Genomic DNA, 24,973 nt, shown 5'->3' on the forward strand with positions numbered 1-24,973 from the left:
GTTTCGGTAAAGCTAATTGGTGGAGGTGAAAACATGCCGAATATTAAGTCTTCCGTTCGTAGCGTCAAGACTGATGCTGAGCGCCGCGCTGCCAATGGCCCCGTCAAGGCGGAAATCCGCAGTACTGCACGTAAGGTTGAAGCTTTTGCTGCTGCTGGTTCCAAGGATGAGGCTCAGGCCGCTCTTAAGACCGCTGCAAGCTTACTCGATAAAGCTGCCCGCAAGGGTACGGTGAACAAATTTGCTGCTGCTCGCAAAAAGTCCCGTTTAGCCAAGAAAGTCAACGCAGTCAAATAAGACAGTCCAAAAGACTGACAGCCATTCGGCTGCCAGTCTTTTTGCTATACGGAAGCTTTTTCAGCAGCGGCTTTTTTACAAGGAGCCATCCTTCATGCTATAATGAAAATAACCCCCACGCGGCTTATGCCGCGCGGTGTTTTTAGCTTATTGAAATCTTGGAGGTAGAATCAATCCATGCCACAGACCCATAGAATCCGGAATTTTTCCATCATTGCCCATATCGATCATGGAAAATCCACGCTTGCTGACCGCCTCATCGAAAAGACAGGGACCCTTTCCAAGCGGGAAATGGAAGACCAGATCCTTGACAATATGTCCCTTGAACGGGAGCGGGGCATCACCATCAAGGACCAGGCCGTCCAGCTTGATTACCATGCCAAAGACGGCAATGATTACATCTTGAACCTTATTGACACCCCGGGCCATGTCGACTTCAACTACGAGGTCTCCCGAGCTCTCGCTGCCTGTGAAGGCGCACTCCTTGTCATCGACGCGACTCAGGGCATTGAAGCGCAGACCCTGGCCAACGTCTACCTTGCAATGGAACATGACCTTGAAATCATCCCGGTTATCAACAAGGTGGATCTTCCTAGTGCCGATCCTGACCGGGTCATCAAGGAAGTGGAAGATGTCCTGGGTATTGATGGGTCGGAAGCCATTCTTTGCTCGGCAAAAACGGGCCTTGGCATTGATGAGGTCCTGGAGGCTGTTGTTAACCGTATCCCGGCTCCCCAAGGGGATGACGCGGCACCGCTGCAGGCGCTCATCTTTGACTCTAAATTTGACTCATATAAAGGGGTCATGCTCTACTTACGTGTTATGAATGGCTGCCTTAAAAAGGGCATGACGATCCGCCTTATGGCAACGGGAAAAGTCTATGAAGTTACGGAAGTGGGCGTCTTCAAACCGGCCCTTGTCAATGTTGAGGAACTGGGGGAAGGCATGGTTGGTTTCCTTGCCGCGTCCATCAAGAACGTCCGCGATGCGCGGGTGGGGGATACCATCACGGATGAAAACCATCCCGCTGCCAAGGCCCTGCCCGGTTATCGCAAAGCAACTCCCATGGTGTACTGTGGTCTTTATCCTGTGGAAAATTCCGATTATGATAACCTCCGCGATGCTCTGGAAAAACTGCAGCTCAACGATGCTTCCCTCATGTTTGAGCCGGAAACTTCCTCCGCCTTGGGGTTTGGCTTCCGCTGCGGTTTTTTGGGGCTCCTTCACATGGATGTCATCAAGGAACGGCTGGAAAGAGAATATAACCTCGCCTTGATTACAACCGCACCCAACGTCATTTACGAAGTTGTCCGTACGAATGGGGATGTGGAAATGGTGGACAATCCTTCTCTTTTCCCACCCCAAACTGTCATCGACCATGTAGAAGAGCCCTTTGTTAATGCAACCATCATCGTACCCAAGGAATATGTGGGACCTGTGATGGAACTGTCCCAAGAAAAACGTGGGGAATATGCCAATATGACCTATCTTGATGAAAACCGGGTCATGCTCCACTACAGCCTGCCTTTAAGTGAAATCATCTTTGATTATTTTGACCGCTTGAAATCCGTATCCCGCGGTTATGCCTCCCTTGACTATGAACTGTCGGGATATCGGCCCAGCGATATGGTCAAAGTCGATATCCTCCTAAATGGGGATCCTGTCGACGCGTTGTCGGCCATTGTCCATCGGGACCGCGCCCAAGTACGGGGCCGCGCCCTTGTGGAAAAATTGCGCAAGATCATTCCCCGGCAGCTTTTTGAAATCCCCATCCAGGCCGCAATCGGAAGCAAGATCATTGCTCGTGAGAACGTCAGTGCCCTGAGAAAGGACGTTCTTGCCAAATGCTATGGCGGTGATATTACGCGTAAACGTAAACTTCTTGAAAAACAAAAGGCCGGGAAGAAACGGATGAAACAGGTTGGCTCCGTGGAACTGCCCCAAGAAGCCTTCATGGCCATCCTTAAAATGGATGAAAAGTAAGCATTTCCTTGCTTGCGGGGATTGTCCTTTCTTTACCTAGACTGGCGGACAGTTCATTTTTCATAAAAAGCAAAGAAGGGGGCCTTTGTCATGAAGGCTGACAAGAAAGAAAACGCTCTCCTTAAGGGAAAAGTAAGCTCGCAGGACCTAATCTTCTCGGTCCTTTCAGAAAAAATCAAAAAGGGAATCCTTTCGGCTGGTGAAGAATTGAAACAGGTGGAACTGGCCAAATCCTTTGGTGTTTCTCGGATGCCTGTAAGAGAGGCTTTGAATCGTCTCGTGGCAGAAGGTTATGCAGAAAAGCTTTCCAACCGCCACATCATTGTGCGGGGAAAAAAAGGTTCCCCTGATGGCTTGGATCTACCCATGCAGGAAAAAATAAAAGAACCGCTCAAAAATACGGCCATCCAGCCTATCAATCTCTTGCCCGCGCGGGAACAGGTCGCCTCCTATTTGCGCAAGGCTATTTTCCGTAAGGAAATCGAGACGGGAACGGTCCTGACTTTGGAAGAAACGGCCCGCAGGATGGGTGTATCCGTCACCCCTGTGCGGGAAGCTCTGCAGCTGCTTTCTTCCCAGGGACTCGTCCGGCTGCGTCCCAATAAAGGGGCCGTTGTTCTAGGCATGAGCACTAAGAACATTCGTGACCACTATGCCGTGCGCGCGCTCCTTGAAGGCGAAGCTGCTTATCTTGCAGCGCAGGAAGGGACCGATATTTCCGGCATTGAAGCTGTCTATAAAGATATGAAGCGGTCCCTTGCGGAGAAAAATTACAGTGCTTATAAGGACTACAACGAAAGCTTTCATATGGCCATTTGGAAAGCCTGTGGCAATGAGAAATTGGAACATCTTGCAGCCAATCTATGGAGTGGTCTATCCATGGGATATCTGGTCACCGAAGAGGAATATGCCAAGATTTCCAGCATAGAGCACGATGAGCTCATGCAAGCCCTGCGGGCCCATGACGGCAAGCGGGCGAGGGCGCTCATGGTTGCCCATATGAAGCGCAGCATGGAAGACGTGCTCACCAATTACCGCAGCTTTGTCACAAGGGAAGAAAAATAAAAAATGGATATATCTATTTTATAAACAAACAAAAATGGATAGCAGTGCCTGCGTTGGCGCACTCGTAGAGACGAGATTTTCCAAAAGTCACAAAGTGATTTTCGGAAAGTCTCTTTTTTTATGAGCAGAATGGAAAACACCTGATAAAAACTCGACTAATTAGATAATATTCGTAAGAGCATTTCGTTAATTGTATGGAAAAAACAGAAAACTCTATGATTCTCTTGACGAAATATCAAATTTGGAATATAGTCTAATCAAGAAATGGATACTTTATTAAATATAAAATACAAATGTATATTTTAAAATGTATCCAATGGCGCCAATTCTATCTAAGGGAGGAATTGCTATGTCACCCGTTGCCATTACGTTGGCACTGCTCTTATTTGTTATTGTTATGTTTGTTTGGGAAAAGATTCCACTGGCGGTTACGTCCATCATTGCGCTCCTTGTCCTGGTTCTTACAGGAGTCCTCAGTCCCAAGGATGCCTTTGGTGGTTTTGTCGATAACAATCTGATCCTTTTTGTTGCTATGTTCGTGATTGGGGGCTGCTTTTTTGAAACCGGTATGGCCAATCGGGTGGGCGGCATCGTCACCAAATTCGCCCATACGGAACGGGAACTCATTGTTGCGGTCATGCTTGTGACGGGCATCATGAGCGGCTTTCTTTCCAATACAGGAACGGCCGCTATCTTGATTCCAATCGTCATTGGAACGGCATCAAAATCTGGTTTTTCCCGTTCCCGCCTGCTCCTTCCCCTCATCTTTGCTGCTGCCATGGGCGGGAACCTCTCCATTATCGGCGCTCCGGGCAACCTTTTAGGAAAAGCCGCGCTTCAGAATGTAGGTGTTGAAATCAGTTTCTTTGAATATGGCTTTGTCGGTCTTCCTATTCTTCTGATCAGTACGGCCTTCTTTGCCTGTGTCGGGTATCGTTTCCTGCCGGAAAAAACGAAGAACATGGGAGATTCCATGTATGATGAGGAGCAGGACTTTTCCGATGTGCCGCGATGGAAACAAATGGTTTCCTTGGTTGTCATGGTCCTTACCATTCTTGCCATGATCTTTGAAAAGCAGATTGGCATCAAGTTCTATCTTTCCGGCTGCATCGGTGCAGTTGTCCTTGTGGCCTGCGGCGCTATCAGCGAAAAGGCGGCCTATCGTTCCATTGATATGCAGACCATCTTTGTTTATGGCGGCACCTTGGCCCTTGCCAAAGCCCTTCAAAAGACAGGCGCCGGCAAGATGATTGCTGACACGGTCATTAGTGCCTTGGGACCCAGTGCGTCTCCCTTTGCTCTGCTCGTGGTGGTCTTTCTCCTCGCGACCCTCATGACAAACTTTATGAGCAACTTTGCCACGACTGCCCTTCTCGTACCAATCAGTCTCAATATCTCAGCCGGAATGGGGGCGGATCCCAAGGCCGTTGTCGTCGCTACCGTCATCGGAGCGTCCCTTGCTTTTGCCACTCCTATCGGGATGCCGGCCAATATGATGGTCTTTGCCCCAGGTGGGTATACGTTCAATGATTATGTCAAGGCAGGCCTTCCGATGATTGTGGTTTCCGCTATTATCAGTCTCATTTTGCTTCCCCTCATTTTCCCATTTTATCCTTGAGAAAATGATGACCCATATCAAGCTAGGCAGTTATTAATAAGGAGGAATTTTTAAATGTCACACACTGAACAAGTTGAACAGATGACCGATATCATGGCTCGGTTTGTCGGGTATACGTCCAAGGTCCTGCCGGACGATGTTGCAGACAAATTAAAGGAACTGGCTTCCAAGGAAACCGTACCCATTGCCAAACTGCTATATGAAACCTATGAAAAGAACATGGAGCTTGCCAAAAAGCTTGACCGTCCGTCCTGTCAGGATACGGGCGTGCTGCAGTTCTTTGTAAAATGCGGAACCAAGTTCCCTCTCATTGACGACTTGGAAGCACTGCTGCGTGAAGCCGTGATCCGCACGACGGTTACGACCCCGCTCCGTCATAACAGTGTAGAAACCTTTGACGAATACAATACGGGGAAAAATGTCGGTAAAGGAACCCCTTCCGTATTTTGGTCCATTGAACCAAACTCTGATTCCTGCGAAATCTATACCTATATGGCAGGCGGTGGCTGCACCCTTCCAGGTCATGCCATGGTCCTGATGCCAGGGGAGGGGTATGAAGGCGTTACGAAATTTGTCCTTGAAAGAATGGTCAGCTATGGCCCGAATGCCTGCCCTCCTTTCCTCGTTGGTGTTGGTGTTGCAACCAGCGTTGAAACAGCGGCCCTTAATTCAAAACTGGCCCTCATGCGTCCTGTCGGGTCCCATAACCCGAACGAACGGGCAGCCAAGATGGAACGGCTCTTGGAAGAAGGCATCAATAAGATTGGCCTAGGCCCGCAGGGTATGACAGGATCGGCCTCTGTACTGGGCGTCAATATCGTCAATACAGCCCGCCATCCATCGGCCATCGGTGTTGCCGTGAACATTGGCTGCTGGAACCATCGCCGCGGTCACATCATCTTTGATAAGGATCTGCATTATACTGTTACTACCCACAAAGGAGCTGAATTTTAATGGCTAAGATTATCCTTCATACGCCCATCAAGGACGAAGACATCAAGAACCTCAAAATCGGTGACATTGTCTACCTGACCGGTCACATTACGACCTGTCGTGACGTTGCCCATCGCCGCCTCATCGAGGAAAAAAGGGAACTTCCCGTTGACCTCAAAGGCGGGGCCATCTTCCATGCCGGGCCGATTGTCCGCCCCATTGCCGGCGAAAAGGATCGCTTCGAAATGGTCTCCATTGGACCGACGACTTCCATGCGAATGGAAAAATTTGAAAAGGCCTTCATCAAGGAAACGGGCGTCAAGTTGATTGTCGGTAAAGGCGGCATGGGGGAGGGGACCCAGGAAGCCTGCAAGGAAGATACTTGTATCTTCTGCGTTTTTCCGGCTGGCTGCGCCGTTGTCAGTGCTGTCAATTTCAAGCAGATCATTGACCGTAAGTGGGAAGACTTGGGGATGCCGGAAACCCTGTGGACCAGTGAAGTCGATACCTTAGGGCCCTTGATTGTCGCCATTGATACTCACGGGGACAACCTTTTTGAAGAAAATAAGAAGAAATACCGTAAAACGGCGGAACAGGTCTATGCTGAAATCAGCAAGCAGGTTGGGTTCATAAAGTAATCAGGTCGTTCCCTAACTCAGTAAGTCTCTGAATCAATCGGCCATTTTCTTACGAATTTGTAAGAAAATGGCCGATTTTTATATATAAATTAAATGAGTAATTCGTTTAAAGTGAAAGTTGTATTCTATGAATATAATCGATTTTTAAACATGATTACCAATAATATATATATTATGAATCTATTTTATTTAAAAAATATTATTGACATATAACAAAATTCCTTATAGAATGATCAGACATGAATAAGAATATAGATATAAAAAAGAAACTAAAATAATTAGTTATCATTAAAATGCATAATATTCTGTAAATAATAAACTTAGTTTACGAAACGATTCATTATGCCTATTTTACAATTTGAAAAGAGAAAAAATGGATAAAAGAGAAAAATACCATGGGGGACTGAAGGAAAACAAGGAGGAGATCGATGAGAGGGACAATGAGCTTGCGTAAAAAGATTGCTATCTTGACCATGGCATCTATGACCGTATGGGGAGTGACCGCGCTTTTGCCTTTTAATCAAGGCAGGATTGTGGGAAATGTGGGGTACGCCGCGGAAATCACGCCGGAAAAACAGGTCTCGATGGATTATAAGACATCAGGCGGTACGACTGCCCAAACAACGGGAGATCTATACTATGCTTTCATTGATTCAACCAATTCATGGTGGGGCCACGCAGGGCAAATCTTTGTTACTGATAGCGGCAGCATTGGAACCGCAACGGCACCTCTTGCGCTATACGGACAGGTCCTAGGCGGCCAATACAATACGGCCAGCGGAAATTATTCCGTTGTTTTAGGGGGATCGGGAAATACGGCCTCTGGCGTTTATTCTGTTGTTACGGGCGGCGCCAATAATATAGCTTCAGGGAGAAACTCCATTGTTGTAAGTGGTTCCACCAATACGGCTTCAGGGGAAAATGCGTCTATTATGGGCGGAAATACCAATACAGCAAGCGGCACCAACAGCACAATCATTGGAGGCTCAAATAATAAAAATGGTGCGGCAAACGGGATCATCATTGGTGGGAATCAACACGAACTGACGAGTGGAACGGATACTGTATTTGTTGGCGGAACGGTAAACAAGTCTTCAGGGAATGCTAACCAGTCCGTTCTGATTGGGGGAACAAAAAATACCGTTGGAGGAAGACAGGCGGGCATTTTTGGCGGAACCTATAATATGACAGCAGGTACGCTGACTTCTGTTTATGGCGGGGCCAGCAATACGGTGTCCGGAACGGGGACTGCCATTTTAGGCGGCTGGTCTAATGCTGCAAGTGGGCTCTATTCAGTTTTGGTAGGGGGAGAAAAAGGGGCTGCTCAAGGACAATATTCTGTTGCCCTTGGCGGTGCTTCAACCGCAGATACGGCAAAAGATGCCGTTGCAATTGGCATCGGTGCGTCAGCAAATGTTGAAAAAGGGGTTGCCATCGGTGCAGGCGCCGTGGCCACGGAAGCAGGAACCATTTCCGTCGGACATAACAAAGGTGATAAATATTATCAAACATCGTATACAGTGAACGGGGGAGGAACCGTAAAGGAACAGACTTATAGCAGCAACCTTTATAATCGCTTGGTCAATGTAGGATACGGTAAAGATGGTCACGATGCGGCAACCATGGATCAGCTGACAAAAGTTTCGGCAGGCGATCGCATCAGTGTAGCAAGCGAAACGGACCAAACGACAGGGGCTGCCACTTACAAGATAAGCGTCAACAATGATGGTGCTGTTGCTTCCGGCGATGCGAACCTTGTGGCGGGCGGCACGGTCTATAGCGAAGTGCGGCCTTCATCTGATGGGACCTATGTCAAGACGGCAAGCACGACGGGTGATAACCTTTTGGCCCTTGATGGACAGGTGAAGAGTAATGCCGACAACATCTCCACCAATACGTCGAACATTGCGAGCAACGCGACAGATATTAGGAACCTGAAAGATCTTTCCAATATTACAGCTGACGGACAAACGGTCATCAAGAAAGCTGCTGTAGGGGCCGTCACAGTAAAAGCCGGCGACCGCGTAGAAGTGCAGATGGAAAAAGCGACGGACGGTTCTTCCGTTACGTACACTGTCTCTGCAAAGAATGATGGTAAGGTCGCAAAAGACGACGCAAACCTCGTCTCCGGTGATACCGTGTATAACGCCATTGAGGATGCCAAAAATGCCATCGATACTGACATGGATACGAAGGTCAGTAACAAGGCCGATATTGATGCGTCGAACGTCGGCAAGAACCTCAAAGGGGACGATGGCTCGACGGCTGCTTCGGATGATGCCATCCAGCAGAACCTCAACGCTTGGGGCAGCGCCGTTGGTACGGGCACCATTGATAAAAATAATGGCCAGCTTGTAACGGGCGGAACGGTCTATACGGAAGTGCGTCCGAAGGAAGATGGCACCTATGTCAAGATGGCGAGTACCACTGGTGACAACCTCCTTGCCCTTGATAAACAGGTGGGTACTAATGCGAAGAACATTACGGACCTAACGAATTTGACGAACATCACCGATGCCGGTAAGACGGTCATCAAGAACCTCGCCAAAGGCACCATCGATATGGAAAATGGGTCCTATACGACTGTTTCCTCCCGTGAGGTGGATGGGGTGAAAACCTTCAAGGTCGATGTGGCCAGTGACGGCAAGGTCGAAGAAGGGAACAGCGGTCTTGTGACGGGCGATACAGTCTACGATGCCCTAAATAAGGCTTCGCAGGATACAAACAAAAATCTTGACAAGAAAGCTAACATCGATGCTTCGAACATTGGCAGCAACCTCAAGAACGCCGACGGAACGGCCGCTTCCGAAGAAGACCAGAAGAAGAATGCCGAAAGCTGGGGAAAGGCCATTGGTACGGGCGAGGTGAAAGAAAGTGACAACCGTCTTGTGACGGGCGATACGGTGGCAAAAGCCATCAAGGATGAAACCCGCGTCAGCGAAGACGGCACCTACGTCAAGAAGGATGCAACTGCAGGAGAGAACCTGAAGAACCTTGATGACCAGGTGAAGAGGAACACAGACAATATTACAAGCATCAAGAACATCACCGATAATCTGGACAACAATTATGCCAAGACGGATCTTTCCAACGTTACGGATGAAGGAAAGACGACAATCAAGAACCTTGCCCAGGATGCGGTGAAGGTCGTCAATGGGAAGAACACGACCGTAACGACGAAGACGGAGACAAATGGCAACATTTCCTATGCCGTTAACGTTGATGACAGTGCCATCAAAGATGTCATGAAAGAGGACATGGATAAGAAGGCCGACCGCGATGCAGGAAATCTCACGGATTCCGATGTTACAAGCTGGCAGAAGAAGCTTGGCACGGGCGAATCCCAAAGCGGTGACCATCGGCTCATCAGCGGCGACACTCTCTATAACGCTCTTAAAGAGGTGGATGGAAATACCCTTATGAAAACCGATGGCGTGACCATCAATATCGATCAGACTGGGACGGCAAAGACCATCGATGTTCGTGGTAAAGATGGTGTCACGAGGACCATTACCGGAATTGCCACAGATCCAAGCGATCCGACGAGTGCAGCTAATGTGGATTATGTTGATCACCGCGTAGAGAGCCTCAATAGCCGCATGACCCACGAAGTGAGCCGTGCTGGCGCTGGCGCAGCCGCCCTGGCAGCGCTCCATCCCCTGGAATGGGATCCGGACAGCAAATTTGAATTTGCTCTCGGTTATGGTCACTATAAAGCGGCCAATGCAGCGGCCCTTGGCCTGTTCTACCGTCCGAATGAAGATGTCATGTATAACCTTGGCGGCACCCTTGGCAACGGCGATGCCATGATGAGTGGCGGTGTCACTTTCCGCTTTGGCACAAAGGGCCGGAAGCCAAAGGCTAGTCCGCTTGCCATGCAGCAGACCATCATGGACCAGAACGCCAAGATTGAACATCAAGATGAAATGCTGAAAATCCAGGCAAATAAAATTGATAGTCTTGAAAAAGAACTCCTCGACCTGAAACGCCTGATCACGCAAAAGTAAGCGTAAGAAAGGCTGCAAAGCATCGCTTTGCAGCCTTTTTCTGATTACGCGGCTTCAAAAGACGTGTGTACGTTGAAAAAGTAAAATCGTGGGCGACAAAGTAGATGAGCCCATATGGGACGAGGATTGTAACCCCCTTCCTCTTTCATAAGCTGGGCGCAGGAGATGACGACACGTTATTTTGGAGAAGCGGAGCGATTTTGCTCTTGAATAAAAATATACCCTTCTACCTTCTCATCCATGTTACAATAACCCCATCACACATAAAGGAGTCTTCCAAATGCATCCATGGGAAGCCTATCAAGGCATTTATCTCCATATCCCTTTCTGCCAGCATAAGTGCAGTTACTGTGATTTTATAAGCTACCAGGGGCAGGATGGGGCGGCACGCGCCCGCTACGTCAAGGCTCTGATCAGGGAAATCAGGAGCTATGATGCCCCCCTTCCTGTAAGCCGCGGCGCGACAGTCTATGTTGGCGGCGGTACGCCCAGCCTGCTATCCTTGGAGGAACTCGCCGCCATTTTCCATGCCCTGAAGGAAAAAGGCTATCTCCATTCGCCGCGGGAAGTGACCTTTGAAGCCAATCCGGGAACTGTCGATGAAGCCTACCTTAGGGGACTGCGAGCGTTGGGGGTGGACCGCCTGAGCCTTGGCATCCAGTCTCTAGAGGACAGCGAACTGCGCCTCATGGGCCGTACCCATACAGCGGATGAGGCGCGGCACATTATCCTTCTCAGCAAAAAGGTGGGGTTTACACGTCTGTCCTGTGACCTTATCTATGGATATCCGACGCAGACGGCTGCAAGCGTCGAGGCATCCTTGACGGAACTCATGGCTCTGGGACCCAGCCATATTTCCATCTACGGGCTTTCCGTTGAACCGGGGACCGTCCTTTCCCATAATCTCCGACAAGGGCGCTGGATCCTTCCCACAGACGATGAGACGGGTAACATGTATGACCTCATCATGGACCGCCTCGTCAAGGGCGGCTACGAGCGCTACGAGATTTCCAATTTTGCCAAAGCAGGTGACAAGTCGCGGCACAACCTTGTCTATTGGCACTACAATCCCTACCTTGCCTTTGGCGCCGGAGCGACGCGCTTTGACGGCAGGACACGGGAGAACAACCCGGCTTATCTTGCGGCCTACGAAAGAGGAGAGGCACCGGAGATAGAATGCCTGTCACCTGCCGTCCAGCGGGAAGAAATGATCTTCATGAACCTACGTACCGTAAGAGGCCTCTCCCTCCTGGATTATGAAGCCCGCTTTGGGCGCTCCTTTGCCCTTGATTACGGGCCTCAGATAGAGAACCTCATCCATAAGGGATGGGCCAAATGGGAGGATGGTCATTTTTGTCTCACGCCCCTTGGCATGCAGTACGGGAACCTTGCCTTCGAAGCCTTCATCACAACGGACTGACACCTCACACCATGAAGGGAACGCGAGCAGCCAACACCAAGGACAATACCCCAGCGGAGGCCCTTTTCCATAGGCTTTTTCCCGCATGGGGCCTTCTTTTTTGAGGCTTTTGCTTTTTGTAAATTATTTTTCGGGAAAGTATTGACATTTTGACTAAAGAGGTGTATCTTAACCATTAGATGTTAGCACTCTAAAGTTTCGAGTGCTAATAATCAGGGAAAGAGATGATTACAGTGCTGACCGAACGACAAAAGAAAATACTTCAACTCGTCATTGATGATTACATCGAGACGGCCGAGCCTGTAGGATCCCGTACAATCGCTCGGAAATATAATCTTGGTATCAGTCCGGCGACCATTCGAAACGAAATGTCCGATCTGGAGCTCCTTGGATTCTTGGAGCAGCCCCACACATCGGCAGGACGGATTCCTTCCGCGGCGGCGTACCGCCTCTATGTGGATTCCCTTGCTGGTGAAGGATCCCTGACCCTATCATCGAGCGATATGGCGCTCATCAACAATTGGTTCAGGCAGCGGGTGCATACCATTGACGACATCTTCCAATCCACGGCCAAGATCCTGTCCCGCATGAGCAAGAACGTATCCGTCGTCCTTGCAAACAAGGACAGCGAGGCTACGTTCTCCTACATGAAGTTCCTGCCCCTCAACAAGGGTCAGGCTATCCTGTGCATCGTCACGGAAGAGGGAAATGTCGATCATGGCGTGGTGGAAATCCCCAGCGGAGTAAAAGAAAGTGAGCTGGACCAGATTGCCCAGCGTGTTTCGCAGTACCTTAATGGACGCAAACTGAATGATATTTCGCAGGAGCTCCTAGCAAAGGTACGGGAAATGCTTGCCGGGGACAAACGGCTGTATGCATCCATCGTAAGCCGTATCAAGAAGGTCAAGGCCGGCCAGCAGGAGGACAAGATGTTCCTTGGAGGAACCAAACAACTCCTGGGACAGCCTGAATTCAAGGATACGGAACGGATGCGGGAACTCTTGGGCGTCCTTGAAGAAGAACAGATGCTCAAGGATATGCTAAAGGCCAGCAGTGACTCGGGATTAAGGGTCACCATTGGCAGCGAGAATAAGTTCTCCAGCATCCAGGACTGCAGCATGATCCAAGCGACCTACCGCCTGAATGGCCAGGTCGTTGGGACCCTTGCCGTGTTGGGACCTACCCGTATGGAATACCGCAAGGTCATTTCTGTGATGGATTATCTTCATCACTACCTGAAGGTGGTCATGAATAAAATTGATGAAAAATAGGGAGGACGTACGGTGAACGAAGAGACAAAAGATCCAAAACAACAAGCCGCCGAAATGAGTGCTGACAAAGCGGAAGCAGCAAAGGCCACGGAGGCTGAGGAAAAAAACGCAGAACCGGCAGATGGTACGCCTGATCCCAAGGATCAAACGATTTCCAAGCAGCAAGAGGAAATCGATGAGCTTTCCAATCGGTTGCTTCGTCTGCAGGCCGACTTTGATAATTTCCGCAAGAGAAATACGGAAGAACGGGAACGCTTAGGCCGTTTCGTAACGGCTTCAGTGGTCCGGGAATTCCTGAAGGTCCTCGATAATTTTGAACGCGCCGAGGCCAGTGTGGAAAAAAACCATGATGCCGAGTCCATCTTAAAGGGCATGGCTATGATCCACAAACAGTTTGAAAAGGCCCTTGAAACCCTGCATATCGAAGAGATTCCTGCTGAAGGCAAGCCTTTCGATCCGCAGATCCATGAGGCCGTTATGCAAGGCAGCAATCCCGACCTGCCTGATGACAGCATTGATATGGTCCTTGAAAAAGGTTACCGGATTGGTGATGATGTCATCCGTCACAGCAAGGTAAGGGTTGTCCATAATTAACTGAAGTGAGAACCAGCAAGTTAGTTGCATGAGGAGGAATTTATAATGAGCAAGATCATTGGTATTGACTTAGGGACTACGAACTCTGTTGTCGCCGTGATGGAAGGCGGCGAACCGACTGTTATTACGACCCAGGAAGGCGGCCGCCTTACTCCGTCCGTTGTCGGTTTCACAAAAAATGGGGAACGCCTCGTTGGTCAGCTGGCAAAACGTCAGGCTGTTTCCAACCCGGAACGGACCATCAGCTCCATCAAACGTCACATGGGCACGAAGTATACCGTGACCATTGATGGCAAGGACTATACGCCAGAACAGATTTCCGCTATGATCCTTGAAAAAATGAAGGGGGACGCGGAACGTTATCTCGGCGAAAAAGTCACGGAAGCGGTCATTACTGTACCGGCTTACTTCAACGACTCCCAGCGTCAGGCTACGAAGGACGCCGGCCGTATTGCTGGTCTTGATGTCAAGAGAATCATCAACGAACCGACGGCGGCTGCCCTTGCTTATGGCATTGATAAGTCCGATGACAAGACCGTTCTCGTTTACGACCTTGGCGGCGGGACCTTCGATGTTTCCATTTTGGAACTGGGTGATGGCGTCTTCGAAGTTAAATCCACGACCGGTGATACCCATCTGGGCGGCGATGACTTCGACCATCGCATCATGGATTGGATGACCGATGAATTCAAGAAACAAAACGGCATTGACCTGACAGGTGATAAGATGGCCATGCAGCGGATTCGTGAAGCGGCTGAAAAAGCCAAGATTGAACTGTCCAGCATGATGACAACCAATATCAACCTGCCGTTCATTACGGCTGGTGCCAATGGCCCGCAGCATCTTGACATGGATCTTACTCGTGCCAAATTTGACAGCATGACGAGTGACCTTGTTGACCGCACTATCCAGTGTGTTCATACGGCCCTCAGTGATGCCAAGATGACCGTCAATGATATTGATAAGATTCTCCTTGTTGGCGGTTCTTCCCGTATCCCTGCTGTCCAGGAAGCCATCAAACGCGTTCTCGGTAAGGAACCGGCTCACGGCGTCAACCCTGATGAATGCGTTGCTGTCGGTGCTGCCATTCAGGCCGGCGTACTGGCTGGTGATGTCAAGGACGTCCTGCTTCTTGACGTAACGCCGCTTTCCCTTGGGATTGAAACCATGGGCGGTGTCTTCACCCGGATCATTGACCGCAACACGACCATCCCAACCTCCAAGAAGCAGATCTTCTCGACGGCTACGGATAATCAGCCTTCCGTTGACATCCATGTTCTCCAGGGCGAACGTGAAATGGCAGCCGACAACAAGACCCTTGGCCGTTTCGAACTGAGCGGTATCCCCGCTGCACCGCGGGGCGTGCCTCAAATCGAAGTTGCCTTTGATATTGATGCCAACGGTATCGTGAACGTAAGCGCCAAGGACCTTGGCACGGGCAAGGAACAGAAGATCACCATTACCTCTTCCGGCAGCCTGAGTAAGGAAGAAGTTGACAAGATGGTGAAGGAAGCTCAGGCCAACGAAGCTGCCGACAAGAAACGCCGTGAATCTGTTGATGCAAAGAACCAGGCCGATACACTGATTTATCAGGCTGAAAAGACCGTCAAGGATATGGAAGGCAAGGGTCACGATGACAAAATCAAGAAGGTCCAGGAAGCCATCAATACCTTGAAGGAAACCATGAAGGGTGACGATGTAGATAAGATCAAGGCGGATACGGAAGCCCTCCAGAAACCGCTCTATGAACTGTCTGCTGAACTTTATAAACAGAACCAGCAAAATGGCCAGAACGGTGGCACTGCCGGTGCTGATGCCGGTGCTGGCGCCGGGGCTTCCTCTGACAATAAGAAGAACGATGATGACGTCGTAGACGCCGAAGTCGTAGATGACGACAAAAAATAATCGTTCCTAGAGGGAGATACTGATGGCAGATAAAAAAGATTATTATGAGGTCCTGGGCGTCGACAAAAGTGCGTCGCCTGAGGAATTAAAAAAAGCATATCGCAAGCTGGCTCGTAAGTATCACCCCGATCTCAACAAGGATAATCCTGAAGCAGCCGATAAATTCAAGGAAGTCAACGAGGCCTATCAGGTTCTGAGTGACCCGCAGAAAAAGGCCGCCTATGATCAATATGGTCATGCCGCTTTTCAAAATGGCGGTCCTGGTGCCGGGGGCAATCCCTTCGGCAGTGGGTTTGGCGGTTTTAGCGGTAGCTTTGGCGGCGAAGGCATGGATGATATCTTCAACATGTTCTTCGGCGGTGCAGGCGCAGGCGCGTCCCGTTCCCGCCGGGCTGATCGCGGTCCCCGTCAAGGCGCGGATTTGCGGGCTGACCTTGAAATTACCTTTGAGGAAGCGGCCTTTGGGACGGAAAAGAAAATCCGCCTGAACCGCGAAGAGGAATGTGAGCACTGCCATGGAACGGGAGCCGCCGAAGGCAGCCATCCTGAAACCTGTCCTGATTGTCACGGGACGGGGGAAGTCCGGGTTACGCAAAATTCCATTTTTGGTCAGGTTGTTAATGTCCGTACCTGTTCGAGATGTCATGGGACGGGTCAAATCGTTACCAATCCCTGCAAACACTGCCGTGGAACAGGCCGCGTAAAGCAAAAACGCGTCATTACGGTCAAGATTCCAGCTGGCGTTGACAGCGGTTCGAGACTCCGTGTGGCAGGCGAGGGTGAAGCGGGGATGCGCGGCGGTCGAGCCGGCGACCTGTATGTCTATCTCTATGTAAAGAGCCATAAGTTCTTTGAACGGGATGGGACGACAGTCCTGTGCGAAGTGCCAATCAGCATTGTCCAAGCTGCATTGGGTGCTGAAATCAAGGTGCCGACTCTTTATGGTCAGACCACCATCAAGGTGCCTGAAGGAACCCAGCCCAATCGCGTCCTGCGCATCAAGGGCAAGGGCATTCCGAACCTGAGAACGGGTGTAAAGGGTGACCAGCTCATCCAGATCAAAGTTGTTGTGCCGACGAGACTGAGCGATGCACAAAAAGAAGCACTTCGCAAGTTCGCCGATGCCAGCGGCGAAAGCATTAACCCAGAAGAAAAAAGCTTTTTCAATAAAGTGAAGGATTTCTTCGATAAAAAGGATAAGAAGTAAGAAGGGGACCGTGGGAAGCCACGGTCCTCTTTCACTTTCGTTTTTTTTATTTGCTCTTTGCGAATATGGCTCAGATGGGTCCTGTTGCGAGGAGTTCCCGCTTTCACCGACGATGGCGCAATAGCTGCAACCACTTTTCTAAAACTTCCGTGTTGCTTCCATATACATGGTTCGCATGAGGCTCTGATTGGTTCAGAGGCCAGGAAAAATCCTTAGGTTGATAAAGCCGCACACGCATTTCCGTGTTGCCAGGAAGTCTGCGTCTTTATGACAACGCAGATGGGCCGAAATGGGTCTCAGGCGAATCATGATTCGTCTAAAAACCGAAAAAAATCCAAGAAGTGGCTCGCCCGCCGAAGGCATTTACTCGGCGCGATTTCTGCGCCGAGTAAAAAAAGGGGAGGTTAGGAAAGGATGCGCTCAAGCGATCGCTATCCTCAAACGTGGGACGGTCCATTGTACGATAGGCCCTGAGGCCATTGTTTCCACAAAACCTTTTTTAATCAATGGCCTCACGTACTTCATCAAATCAGCCCGATTTTTGGGCTGATTCAAAAGGGAATGACGAAGGCATATTTCAGGCGACTTTAACATGAAATTGCGTATCAAAATATGCTGCGATGCGCCATGACTTCATTGCCAACTCATGAATCTTGAAAAGGGCAATGAAGACTCCCTGTGTAGAAAATCGGCGCGATTTGTGCTCTGCCCCAAAATACCCGACATTGACACCCCTGCCCCTCCCATATTATAATGATCCTATCAGATCATGTAACTGACGGAAGTGGGGGTACCCACAGGGAGCATGATCGCAGTGAGCCGACCGTCTGGGCGAAAAGGGCCCGAGGTTGGCTTTTTTCTATATGAGGGAGGAATGAAGATGAAGGAATTCGAATTAAAGTATGGCTGCAACCCGAATCAGCTTCCAGCGAAACTTTATATGAAAGATGGCAGTGACCTGCCGGTTACGATTTTAAATGGCCGCCCTGGCTATATCAATTTCCTGGATGCCCTCAATAGCTGGCAGCTCGTCAAGGAGCTCAAGGAAGCTACCGGTCTTCCGGCTGCGGCGTCCTTTAAGCATGTCAGCCCTGCCGGGGCTGCGGTGGCCCAGCCGCTGACGGAAACGCTGCGCAAGGTCTATCATCTTGAGGGGTATGAAATGTCACCCCTTGCTTCCGCTTATGCCCGTGCCCGCGGTGCGGACAGGATGAGTTCCTTTGGCGATTTCGTGGCCCTTTCTGATGTGTGTGACGTAGCGACGGCAAAAGTCCTTCAGCACGAAGTCTCAGATGGCGTCATTGCTCCAGGCTACGATGACGAGGCTCTTGCCATCCTCAAAACAAAGAAAAAGGGTCGCTACAATGTCATCCAGATTGACTCGAACTATGTTCCTCATGAAATGGAAACCAAAGAAGTCTTCGGTGTCACTTTTGAACAGCGCCGCAATGCGGACTCCATTGGAAAGGACTGCCTCCAAAAAATCGTCACAAAAAACAAGGAGCTTCCCGAAGGGGCCCAACGGGATCTTCTCATTGCCCTGATTACCCTTAAGTATACCCAATCAAATTCCGTCTGCTACGTCAAGGACGGACAGACCATCGGCGTCGGTGCCGGACAGCAGTCCCGCGTCCACTGTACGCGCCTTGCTGGCGACAAGGCCGATAAATGGTGGCTCCGTCAGTCACCGAAAGCGCTCAGCCTGCCCTTTAAGCCTGATACGCCGAAGCCGGTCCGGGATAATACTATTGATGTCTATCTTTCCGACGACGATGATGACGTCCTTACTGACGGAATCTGGGAAACGCTCTTTACAGAAAAGCCGGAACGCATGACGCGGGAAGAACGTAGGGCGTGGATTGCCCAGAACAAGGATGTTGCCTTGGGGTCCGATGCTTTCTTCCCCTTTGGCGACAATGTAGAGCGTGCCCATCGCAGCGGCGTCCGCTATATCGCCCAGGCTGGCGGTTCCATCCGTGATGACCAAGTCATCGAAACGGCTGATAAGTACGGTATCGTCATGTGCTTTACGGGCCGCCGCCTGTTCCACCACTAAGGCACGGCGTGTGGTAAGGAGAACGCCAGGTTCCTCACGGGAAGGCTGAGATACCTTCCCGGTGGGGGCCTTCTTTTTGTTTTTAGGAGCGTGTTTTATGGCTGTCAATGCCCTTTCGGGGAGTGTTTGGAAGAGCCTTGTTTCTTTTTCCATTCCCTTTGTCATTTCCTATTTCCTGCAGACCCTTTACGGGATGGCAGACCTTGTTATCATCGGCCAGTTTGAAGGACCGGCGAGCATTACGGCCGTTGCCGTCGGCAGCCAGATCATGCATATGGTGACCGTTGTTCTTGTGGGGCTTTCCATGGGGACGACCATTGCCATTGCTCGAGCTGTAGGGAAGGGAGAAGCAGAGAAGGTGAGCTGCACCATCGGGCAGACGCTGCTCATTTTTGGTATCCTTTCTGTGGTCCTTGCAGGGTTCTTGATTAACTTTCTTCCCCGTATTGTGGACATCATGGCAACGCCGCCCGAAGCCGTCAGGGGGACAAAACACTATCTTTTTATCTGCTTTTTAGGCATTCCCCTTATTACGGGATACAACCTCATCAGCTCTATCTTTCGGGGTCTTGGCAATTCCCGGACACCGACCTATTTTGTGGCCCTTGCGGCCGTCATCAACCTGACCCTTGATCTCCTTTTCATGGGGCCTTTTGCTATGGGACCCTTGGGGGCTGCTTTAGGAACGACCATCAGCCAAGGTGTCAGCGTCCTTGTCGGCGTTTTTGTCATGAAGCGCCATCCCATGGGACTTGGTCTTTCCAAAGCGTCCTTCGTCCCTTCGGGCTCCCTCATCCGTGAAATCCTCGGCGTTGGCATTCCCATTGCCGTCCAGGATGCGTTTATCCAGATTTCTTTCCTCATCATCACCATGATTGCAAACCTGCGCGGCGTGACGGACGCAGCGGCTGTCGGCATTGTGGAAAAAATCATCAGTTTCCTCTTCCTTGTCCCATCTTCGCTCCTTTCGGCTGTTTCTGCCCTCAGTGCCCAGAACCTTGGTGCGGATAACCGCAAGCGGGCCCGCGCCTATCTTTATGATGCCATCAAGACGGCCGTGTTCTTTGGCCTTTCGGTGTCCCTTTTGATACAGGTCATGGCGCCGCGTTTTGTGGGTCTTTTCACCTCTGATGAGGCGGTCATTGCATCAGGTGGACCCTATCTGAAAGGATACATCTTTGACACAATCTTTGCGGGAATCCATTTTTCTTTTAGCGGCTACTTCTGTGCAACTAAAAAATCCATCTATTCTTTTCTCCACAATCTTATCGCCATCGTCCTTGTGAGGATTCCTTTCGTCTATTTGGCATCCCGGGCCTTTTCCGATTCCCTTTTTCCGATGGGCCTTGTGACCGCTTCGGGGTCCCTTCTTTCTGTCCTGATTTGCTGCTTCCTGTTCCGCCACTTGGAAAGGGAGAGGACCGAAGTGTTACAAAACTGAATATCAATTTGGATATCACGCAGCCCTCTTTCGGAAGTTCCTAAAGAATTTCTGGAAGAGGGCTGTTTTATTCAGTGAAGTGTGCTATAATAAATAGCGAACAAATGTTTATGAAGGAGGCAATCATGAAACTGCGCTATTATATCTGCATCGATCTCAAATCCTTTTATGCCTCCGTAGAGTGTGTGGACCGGGGCCTTGATCCCCTTGATACGTGCCTTGTCGTTGCCGATAAGAGTCGCTCGGATCGGACCATCTGCCTTGCTGTATCGCCGCCCCTAAAAAAACGGGGAGTCCCGAGCCGGCCCCGCCTTTTTGAAGTGATCCGCAAAGTCGATGAAATCAATGCCCTGCGCCGCAGCAAGGCGCCCCAGCGTTCTTTCCGGGGGATGAGCCATTTTGATTCACAGCTTAGGCATCATCCGGAAAAAGCGCTTTCTTATATTGTCGCCATGCCGCGCATGCAGCGCTATATCGAAATGAGTCGGGACATCTACGGCATTTATCTGCAGTACATTGCTCCTCAGGACATCCATGTCTATTCCATTGATGAAGTCATGATTGATGCCACGCCGTACCTTTCGACGTATGGCATGACGCCCTATACCCTTGCCATGACCATGATTCGCGACGTCTATCAAAAAACGGGCATTACGGCAACGGGCGGTATTGGGACGAACCTCTATCTCAGCAAGGTGGCCATGGATATCGTAGCAAAAGCCTTGATGCCCGATCCCTATGGGGTACGTATTGCTTTTCTTGATGAAACCGCCTACCGCAGGACTTTGTGGGGCCATCAGCCCCTGACGGACTTTTGGCGTATTGGCCCCGGTTCGGCCCGGCGTCTTTCTGCTCATGGCCTTTACACCATGGGGGATATTGCCCGCCTCAGTCTTTCCGATGCCTCCCTTTTGTATGATTGGTTTGGCATCAATGCCGAGCTGCTCATTGATCATGCCTGGGGGTGGGAATCATGCCGTATGAGCGACATCAAGCGATATATCCCCAAAGCCTCCAGCCTCGGCACAAGTCAGGTCCTGCCCAAGCCCTATTCACCGGAAAATGCCCGCCTGATTGCATGGGAGATGACGGATGAACTCATCTTGGACCTTGCCCGCAAACGTCTTGTGACTGATGAGGTGGCCATTACCATTGGCTATGAACGGACGCAGCCACAAGGTTTTTCCCGGGACCTGCCACCATCAGGCCGCAGTCATGGCTCGGCTCGTCTTGCTGGATGGACCCATGCCGGACAGCCTATCATGGCAAGCATGATGGCGCTTTATGACCGCCTTGCCCATCCCTATCTATGGGTGCGCCGGATGAGTGTCACTGCGGTCCATGTGCGCTCCCAGGACATTCAGGACCCTGTTCGGCAAGGGTTCCTTTTTGCCGAGCAAACATCCCTTCTTGATGGAGATCCACGGGAAGCACGGCTTCAGGAAGCGGCCCTTGAGGTCCATCGCCGATTTGGCCGCAATGCCCTTGTCAAGGGGCGCAACTTATGCAAAGAAGCCATGACCATTACCCGTCATGGTCAGATTGGAGGTCATCATGCCTGATCCTTATGCTGCAATCTTGGATCATCCCTATCCATTTGGAATCCCTCGGCCCCGTATGCCCCGGCTCCAGCGCGCGGCCCAGTTTGCGCCTTTTGACGCGCTGACGGGCTTTACAGAAACCATCATGGAACGGGCCCATTACACGGATCAAGCCGCAGAGCTTGACGAAGCGCAGCGGGAACAGCTCGACCAAAAGACCCGTTTTCTCATGGACCGGATAGGGGAGCGCCCTTATGTGACCCTTCATTATTTTGAACCGGACGGGCGCAAGAGCGGCGGCGTCTGCCGAACGGTGTCAGGCCGCCTCTATCGCATTGATTTATCAAGGCAGGCGTTTTACCTTGAAGACAAGGCACCAATCCCTGTTTCCCAGATCCGCGACATCGAGTGAAAGCCCTAGAGCAGGGACGACTCCATGAGAAGCTTCAGGTAGTGCCGCATGGGCGCCATTTTATGCTTGCTTACAGGCAGAACCGTGCCATCTTGGAGGATCAGGGAGTCGGACTGCAGGCAGCTGATGAACTTTGTGTTTACGATGAAGCTTTTATGGATCCGTTCGAAGGGAAATCGCCGAAGCCGCGTCTGTAGGTTCTTGAGTGTATCCCGGCAGGCGTAGCTTTTTTGCGTAGTGTGGATAAAAAGGGAGGAGCGGTTGGCTTCAAAAAAGGTAATATCGGAAAGCCGAACCTGATACATACTTTGGTCCGATGAAAAGATAAAGAACCGGTTGCCCATATCGGGGGCATGATCCATGAGGGACTCAAGAACCATGCGCATTTGCTGTACCGTCATGGCCTTGGTATAGAACTGGAAGATGGGGACGTCGTACCCCTCAAGACATAAGGATTCATTGTCCGTCACGATGATAATGGGAACCCGCCGATCGTACTGCCGGATGCGCCGCGCAAGGGACAGATCGGGAAAGGGCGTGGAAAGGCTCTGGAGAATGATGAGCTGGAATTTTCCTTGACGGGAGAGACTGGTAAGGAGACTGGAAAATTTGGAGTAACGATACAGATGCATGATTTCTGGCAGGGCGGAGAGGGAATTGAGCTGATCGCTCGTTTCATTGAGATTTGCTCGTACGGAATCGAACAAGGCAATGGAAAACATAACAGACTTCCTTTCTGTAAAGAAGATACGTGATTTTACTGTCAACGGGGAGAAAAAGGAACAAAATAACATAAATGTAACAAAAATCACGATTTTTAGTATAACATAATTCAGAAAATTTTCAAAACAAATGAGAACAAATAAAAGTATCTATAAGAAAAACATAAAAAGAAATAAATCATATAAATCGAAAAATTGATCAGAAAAATGTAATAAAAAAAGTTAAAAGAGGGAGAAAAAAAGATTCCCATATTAAAAACGGATTTAATGAGGGAAAAATATTCCTGAAAAGGATCGGCATCTAAAAAGGGGGCACATGATCGATCCTTGGAAAAGGCCGTGCCCTGTCACCTAGAGAGGAAGGGGAATTGCCGCCCCGAAAGGGGCTTCTGATTGGCGGAGCATTGGCAACTATTATTTTATTTCGGTCAGGAAGATGATTGGCTGCGGGATCTGTCATCTCTCTGTCAAAGGTCCCTACAAAATTCTTCGATTTTACAGTATAATATATTGTTAGACTGACAAAGGAGAAGAACATGAAAAAGACTTACGCCATCATCAATTATGGATGCCAGATGAACGAAAGCGACAGCGAGCACTATGCCGGTCAGCTCCTTGATTTGGGCTATGAGGCCAGTGCGGACTATGAACATGCCGATGTCGTTGTTATCAATACATGCTGCGTTCGTGAAAACGCGGAAAAAAAGATCCTGGGAAAGATTGGGGAAATGAAGCGCCTGAAGCGTGAAAACCCGGATATGGTCCTATGTGTAGCCGGCTGCATGGCCCAGGAATGGGGCAAGGACCTCCAAAAAAAATATCCTCAAGTGGACCTTGTCTTGGGAACGGCTCATGTAAACAATTTCAGTTCCATCCTGCAAAATCACCTTGCTGGTCATGGCTGCGCTGAAAGCGTCTATGATGACCTTGCTATCATGCCTCAGGAATTTGAGGGGTCCTTTGTTCGCAAGAGCAACTTTGCCGCTTGGGTTCCTATCATGTATGGCTGTAATAATTTCTGCACCTACTGCATCGTGCCCTATGTGCGGGGCCGGGAACGAAGCCGCAGTGCCGAGGCCATTTGCCATGAGATTGAAAAGGCCGTTGCCTTGGGCTATAAGGAGTTCACCCTTTTGGGGCAGAATGTCAATTCGTATGGCAAGGATCGAGGCGAAGAGGAAGGCTTCAGCAAGCTTCTGGAGCTTGTCGATGCTATCCCCGGTGTAGAGCGAATCCGCTATATGACGAGCCATCCCCGTGACATGAGCGAGGCCGTTGTGAGGACGATTGCCGAAAGTCAGCATATTTGCAAGAACTTCCATATTCCTGTCCAGTCCGGCAGCAGCCGCATCATGAAAGCCATGAACCGTGGCTATGACCGGGAGCGCTACTTAAAGCTTGTAGAAACTATCCGCCGCTGTGTGCCTGACGCTGTCATCACGACAGACCTCATTGTAGGATTTCCGGGCGAGACGGAAAAAGATTTTGAAGAAACCTTGGACCTTCTTCGTACCGTTGAATATGATGATGCCTTTACCTTTATCTATTCCCCGCGCAAAGGAACGCCGGCAGCTGGTTTTGAGGCGCAGGTCCCGGACGCTGTGAAACACGAACGGCTGGATCGTCTCATGGCACTGCAGAACGAGATCTGCCTTAAACGCAACAAGCGCCTGGTGGGGCGAACCCTTGCCGTTATGGTTGAAGGACCCAGCAAGAGCAATCCGGCCATGCTGAGCGGACGGACGGACGGAAATGATCTGGTCCTGTGGCCAAAGATAAGGGACCATGCCCCGGGTGACCTTGTCAATGTAAAGATGGAAAGGGCCCAGACGTGGCTCATCAGAGGAAAGGAAGAGGCATAAC

At 50.2% G+C, this 24,973-nt stretch carries 18 protein-coding genes, 1 pseudogene and 1 riboswitch; of the genes and pseudogenes, 18 read left to right on the forward strand and 1 reads right to left on the reverse strand.

Annotation, left to right across the window (positions count from 1 at the left end; all coding sequences use genetic code 11):
- Positions 1-33: 33 nt before the first annotated feature.
- From rpsT to HMPREF1246_RS06975, 17 genes and pseudogenes are all read left to right on the forward strand, one after another.
- Complete coding sequence (gene rpsT / locus HMPREF1246_RS06895; RefSeq protein WP_009014758.1) at positions 34-297, forward strand: 30S ribosomal protein S20; 264 nt, start codon at positions 34-36, stop codon at positions 295-297.
- 177 nt (positions 298-474) lie between these two features.
- Positions 475-2,280, forward strand: a complete 1,806-nt coding sequence (gene lepA / locus HMPREF1246_RS06900; protein WP_021737101.1) for a translation elongation factor 4 — start codon at positions 475-477, stop codon at positions 2,278-2,280.
- A 90-nt stretch (positions 2,281-2,370) separates the two neighbouring features.
- Positions 2,371-2,577: pseudogene (locus tag HMPREF1246_RS11100) on the forward strand (GntR family transcriptional regulator); the annotation flags it as partial.
- A 69-nt stretch (positions 2,578-2,646) separates the two neighbouring features.
- Entirely contained in the window at positions 2,647-3,345 is a 699-nt protein-coding gene (locus HMPREF1246_RS06905; RefSeq protein WP_369794677.1) for a GntR family transcriptional regulator, read from the forward strand.
- Between the two features lie 349 nt (positions 3,346-3,694).
- Positions 3,695-4,963, forward strand: a complete 1,269-nt coding sequence (locus HMPREF1246_RS06910; protein ID WP_014128359.1) for an SLC13 family permease — start codon at positions 3,695-3,697, stop codon at positions 4,961-4,963.
- 54 nt (positions 4,964-5,017) lie between these two features.
- Positions 5,018-5,917: a L(+)-tartrate dehydratase subunit alpha gene (gene ttdA, locus HMPREF1246_RS06915; protein ID WP_009014754.1), complete on the forward strand. Its 900-nt coding sequence runs from the start codon at positions 5,018-5,020 to the stop codon at positions 5,915-5,917.
- Positions 5,917-6,534, forward strand: coding sequence for a L(+)-tartrate dehydratase subunit beta (gene ttdB / locus HMPREF1246_RS06920; protein WP_009014753.1), 618 nt, complete (start codon positions 5,917-5,919; stop codon positions 6,532-6,534). The genes ttdA and ttdB overlap by 1 nt, the downstream gene beginning before the upstream one ends.
- A gap of 440 nt (positions 6,535-6,974) precedes the next feature.
- On the forward strand, positions 6,975-10,541 hold the full coding sequence (locus HMPREF1246_RS06925) for a YadA-like family protein (protein ID WP_231368258.1): 3,567 nt from the start codon (positions 6,975-6,977) through the stop codon (positions 10,539-10,541).
- Positions 10,542-10,821: 280 nt separating this feature from the next.
- Entirely contained in the window at positions 10,822-11,961 is a 1,140-nt protein-coding gene (hemW, locus tag HMPREF1246_RS06930; RefSeq protein WP_021737080.1) for a radical SAM family heme chaperone HemW, read from the forward strand.
- Positions 11,962-12,185: 224 nt separating this feature from the next.
- Positions 12,186-13,232 (forward strand): heat-inducible transcriptional repressor HrcA, encoded by a 1,047-nt coding sequence (hrcA, locus tag HMPREF1246_RS06935; protein ID WP_014128365.1) that lies wholly within the window; start codon positions 12,186-12,188, stop codon positions 13,230-13,232.
- Positions 13,233-13,244: 12 nt separating this feature from the next.
- Positions 13,245-13,826, forward strand: coding sequence for a nucleotide exchange factor GrpE (grpE, locus tag HMPREF1246_RS06940; protein WP_009015667.1), 582 nt, complete (start codon positions 13,245-13,247; stop codon positions 13,824-13,826).
- A gap of 45 nt (positions 13,827-13,871) precedes the next feature.
- Positions 13,872-15,731, forward strand: a complete 1,860-nt coding sequence (gene dnaK, locus HMPREF1246_RS06945; RefSeq protein ID WP_009015666.1) for a molecular chaperone DnaK — start codon at positions 13,872-13,874, stop codon at positions 15,729-15,731.
- Between the two features lie 22 nt (positions 15,732-15,753).
- Positions 15,754-16,938: a molecular chaperone DnaJ gene (gene dnaJ, locus HMPREF1246_RS06950; RefSeq protein ID WP_021737106.1), complete on the forward strand. Its 1,185-nt coding sequence runs from the start codon at positions 15,754-15,756 to the stop codon at positions 16,936-16,938.
- Positions 16,939-17,699: 761 nt separating this feature from the next.
- Positions 17,700-17,778, forward strand: a riboswitch (ZMP/ZTP riboswitch).
- Positions 17,779-17,818: 40 nt separating this feature from the next.
- A complete protein-coding gene (locus tag HMPREF1246_RS06960; protein ID WP_035224515.1) occupies positions 17,819-18,994 on the forward strand; it encodes a phosphoribosylaminoimidazolecarboxamide formyltransferase in 1,176 nt (391 codons plus the stop codon).
- A 97-nt stretch (positions 18,995-19,091) separates the two neighbouring features.
- On the forward strand, positions 19,092-20,435 hold the full coding sequence (locus HMPREF1246_RS06965; RefSeq protein ID WP_021737084.1) for an MATE family efflux transporter: 1,344 nt from the start codon (positions 19,092-19,094) through the stop codon (positions 20,433-20,435).
- A 125-nt stretch (positions 20,436-20,560) separates the two neighbouring features.
- Entirely contained in the window at positions 20,561-21,997 is a 1,437-nt protein-coding gene (locus tag HMPREF1246_RS06970) for an ImpB/MucB/SamB family protein (protein ID WP_021737120.1), read from the forward strand.
- On the forward strand, positions 21,969-22,388 hold the full coding sequence (locus HMPREF1246_RS06975; protein ID WP_009015661.1) for a hypothetical protein: 420 nt from the start codon (positions 21,969-21,971) through the stop codon (positions 22,386-22,388). Before HMPREF1246_RS06970 ends, HMPREF1246_RS06975 begins: the two co-directional genes overlap by 29 nt.
- Before the next feature lie 5 nt (positions 22,389-22,393).
- On the opposite strand, the gene HMPREF1246_RS06980 is transcribed toward HMPREF1246_RS06975, so the two are convergent.
- Positions 22,394-23,110 (reverse strand): LytTR family DNA-binding domain-containing protein, encoded by a 717-nt coding sequence (locus tag HMPREF1246_RS06980; RefSeq protein WP_014128369.1) that lies wholly within the window; start codon positions 23,108-23,110, stop codon positions 22,394-22,396.
- Between the two features lie 536 nt (positions 23,111-23,646).
- On the opposite strand from HMPREF1246_RS06980, the gene miaB reads away from it, so the two are divergent.
- Positions 23,647-24,972: a tRNA (N6-isopentenyl adenosine(37)-C2)-methylthiotransferase MiaB gene (gene miaB / locus HMPREF1246_RS06985; protein WP_021737079.1), complete on the forward strand. Its 1,326-nt coding sequence runs from the start codon at positions 23,647-23,649 to the stop codon at positions 24,970-24,972.
- Position 24,973 lies beyond the last annotated feature (1 nt).

This window comes from Acidaminococcus sp. BV3L6 (assembly GCF_000468835.1).
GTDB classification, from domain to species: domain Bacteria; phylum Bacillota; class Negativicutes; order Acidaminococcales; family Acidaminococcaceae; genus Acidaminococcus; species Acidaminococcus intestini.

Coding starts and splice junctions, on each gene's coding strand:
- rpsT (WP_009014758.1), top strand. CDS start 34: ATGCCGAATATTAAGTCTTCCGTTCGTAGCGTCAAGACTGATGCTGAG.
- lepA (WP_021737101.1), top strand. CDS start 475: ATGCCACAGACCCATAGAATCCGGAATTTTTCCATCATTGCCCATATC.
- HMPREF1246_RS06905 (WP_369794677.1), top strand. CDS start 2,647: ATGCAGGAAAAAATAAAAGAACCGCTCAAAAATACGGCCATCCAGCCT.
- HMPREF1246_RS06910 (WP_014128359.1), top strand. CDS start 3,695: ATGTCACCCGTTGCCATTACGTTGGCACTGCTCTTATTTGTTATTGTT.
- ttdA (WP_009014754.1), top strand. CDS start 5,018: ATGTCACACACTGAACAAGTTGAACAGATGACCGATATCATGGCTCGG.
- ttdB (WP_009014753.1), top strand. CDS start 5,917: ATGGCTAAGATTATCCTTCATACGCCCATCAAGGACGAAGACATCAAG.
- HMPREF1246_RS06925 (WP_231368258.1), top strand. CDS start 6,975: ATGAGCTTGCGTAAAAAGATTGCTATCTTGACCATGGCATCTATGACC.
- hemW (WP_021737080.1), top strand. CDS start 10,822: ATGCATCCATGGGAAGCCTATCAAGGCATTTATCTCCATATCCCTTTC.
- hrcA (WP_014128365.1), top strand. CDS start 12,186: ATGATTACAGTGCTGACCGAACGACAAAAGAAAATACTTCAACTCGTC.
- dnaK (WP_009015666.1), top strand. CDS start 13,872: ATGAGCAAGATCATTGGTATTGACTTAGGGACTACGAACTCTGTTGTC.
- dnaJ (WP_021737106.1), top strand. CDS start 15,754: ATGGCAGATAAAAAAGATTATTATGAGGTCCTGGGCGTCGACAAAAGT.
- HMPREF1246_RS06960 (WP_035224515.1), top strand. CDS start 17,819: ATGAAGGAATTCGAATTAAAGTATGGCTGCAACCCGAATCAGCTTCCA.
- HMPREF1246_RS06965 (WP_021737084.1), top strand. CDS start 19,092: ATGGCTGTCAATGCCCTTTCGGGGAGTGTTTGGAAGAGCCTTGTTTCT.
- HMPREF1246_RS06970 (WP_021737120.1), top strand. CDS start 20,561: ATGAAACTGCGCTATTATATCTGCATCGATCTCAAATCCTTTTATGCC.
- HMPREF1246_RS06975 (WP_009015661.1), top strand. CDS start 21,969: ATGGTCAGATTGGAGGTCATCATGCCTGATCCTTATGCTGCAATCTTG.
- HMPREF1246_RS06980 (WP_014128369.1), bottom strand. CDS start 23,110: ATGTTTTCCATTGCCTTGTTCGATTCCGTACGAGCAAATCTCAATGAA.
- miaB (WP_021737079.1), top strand. CDS start 23,647: ATGAAAAAGACTTACGCCATCATCAATTATGGATGCCAGATGAACGAA.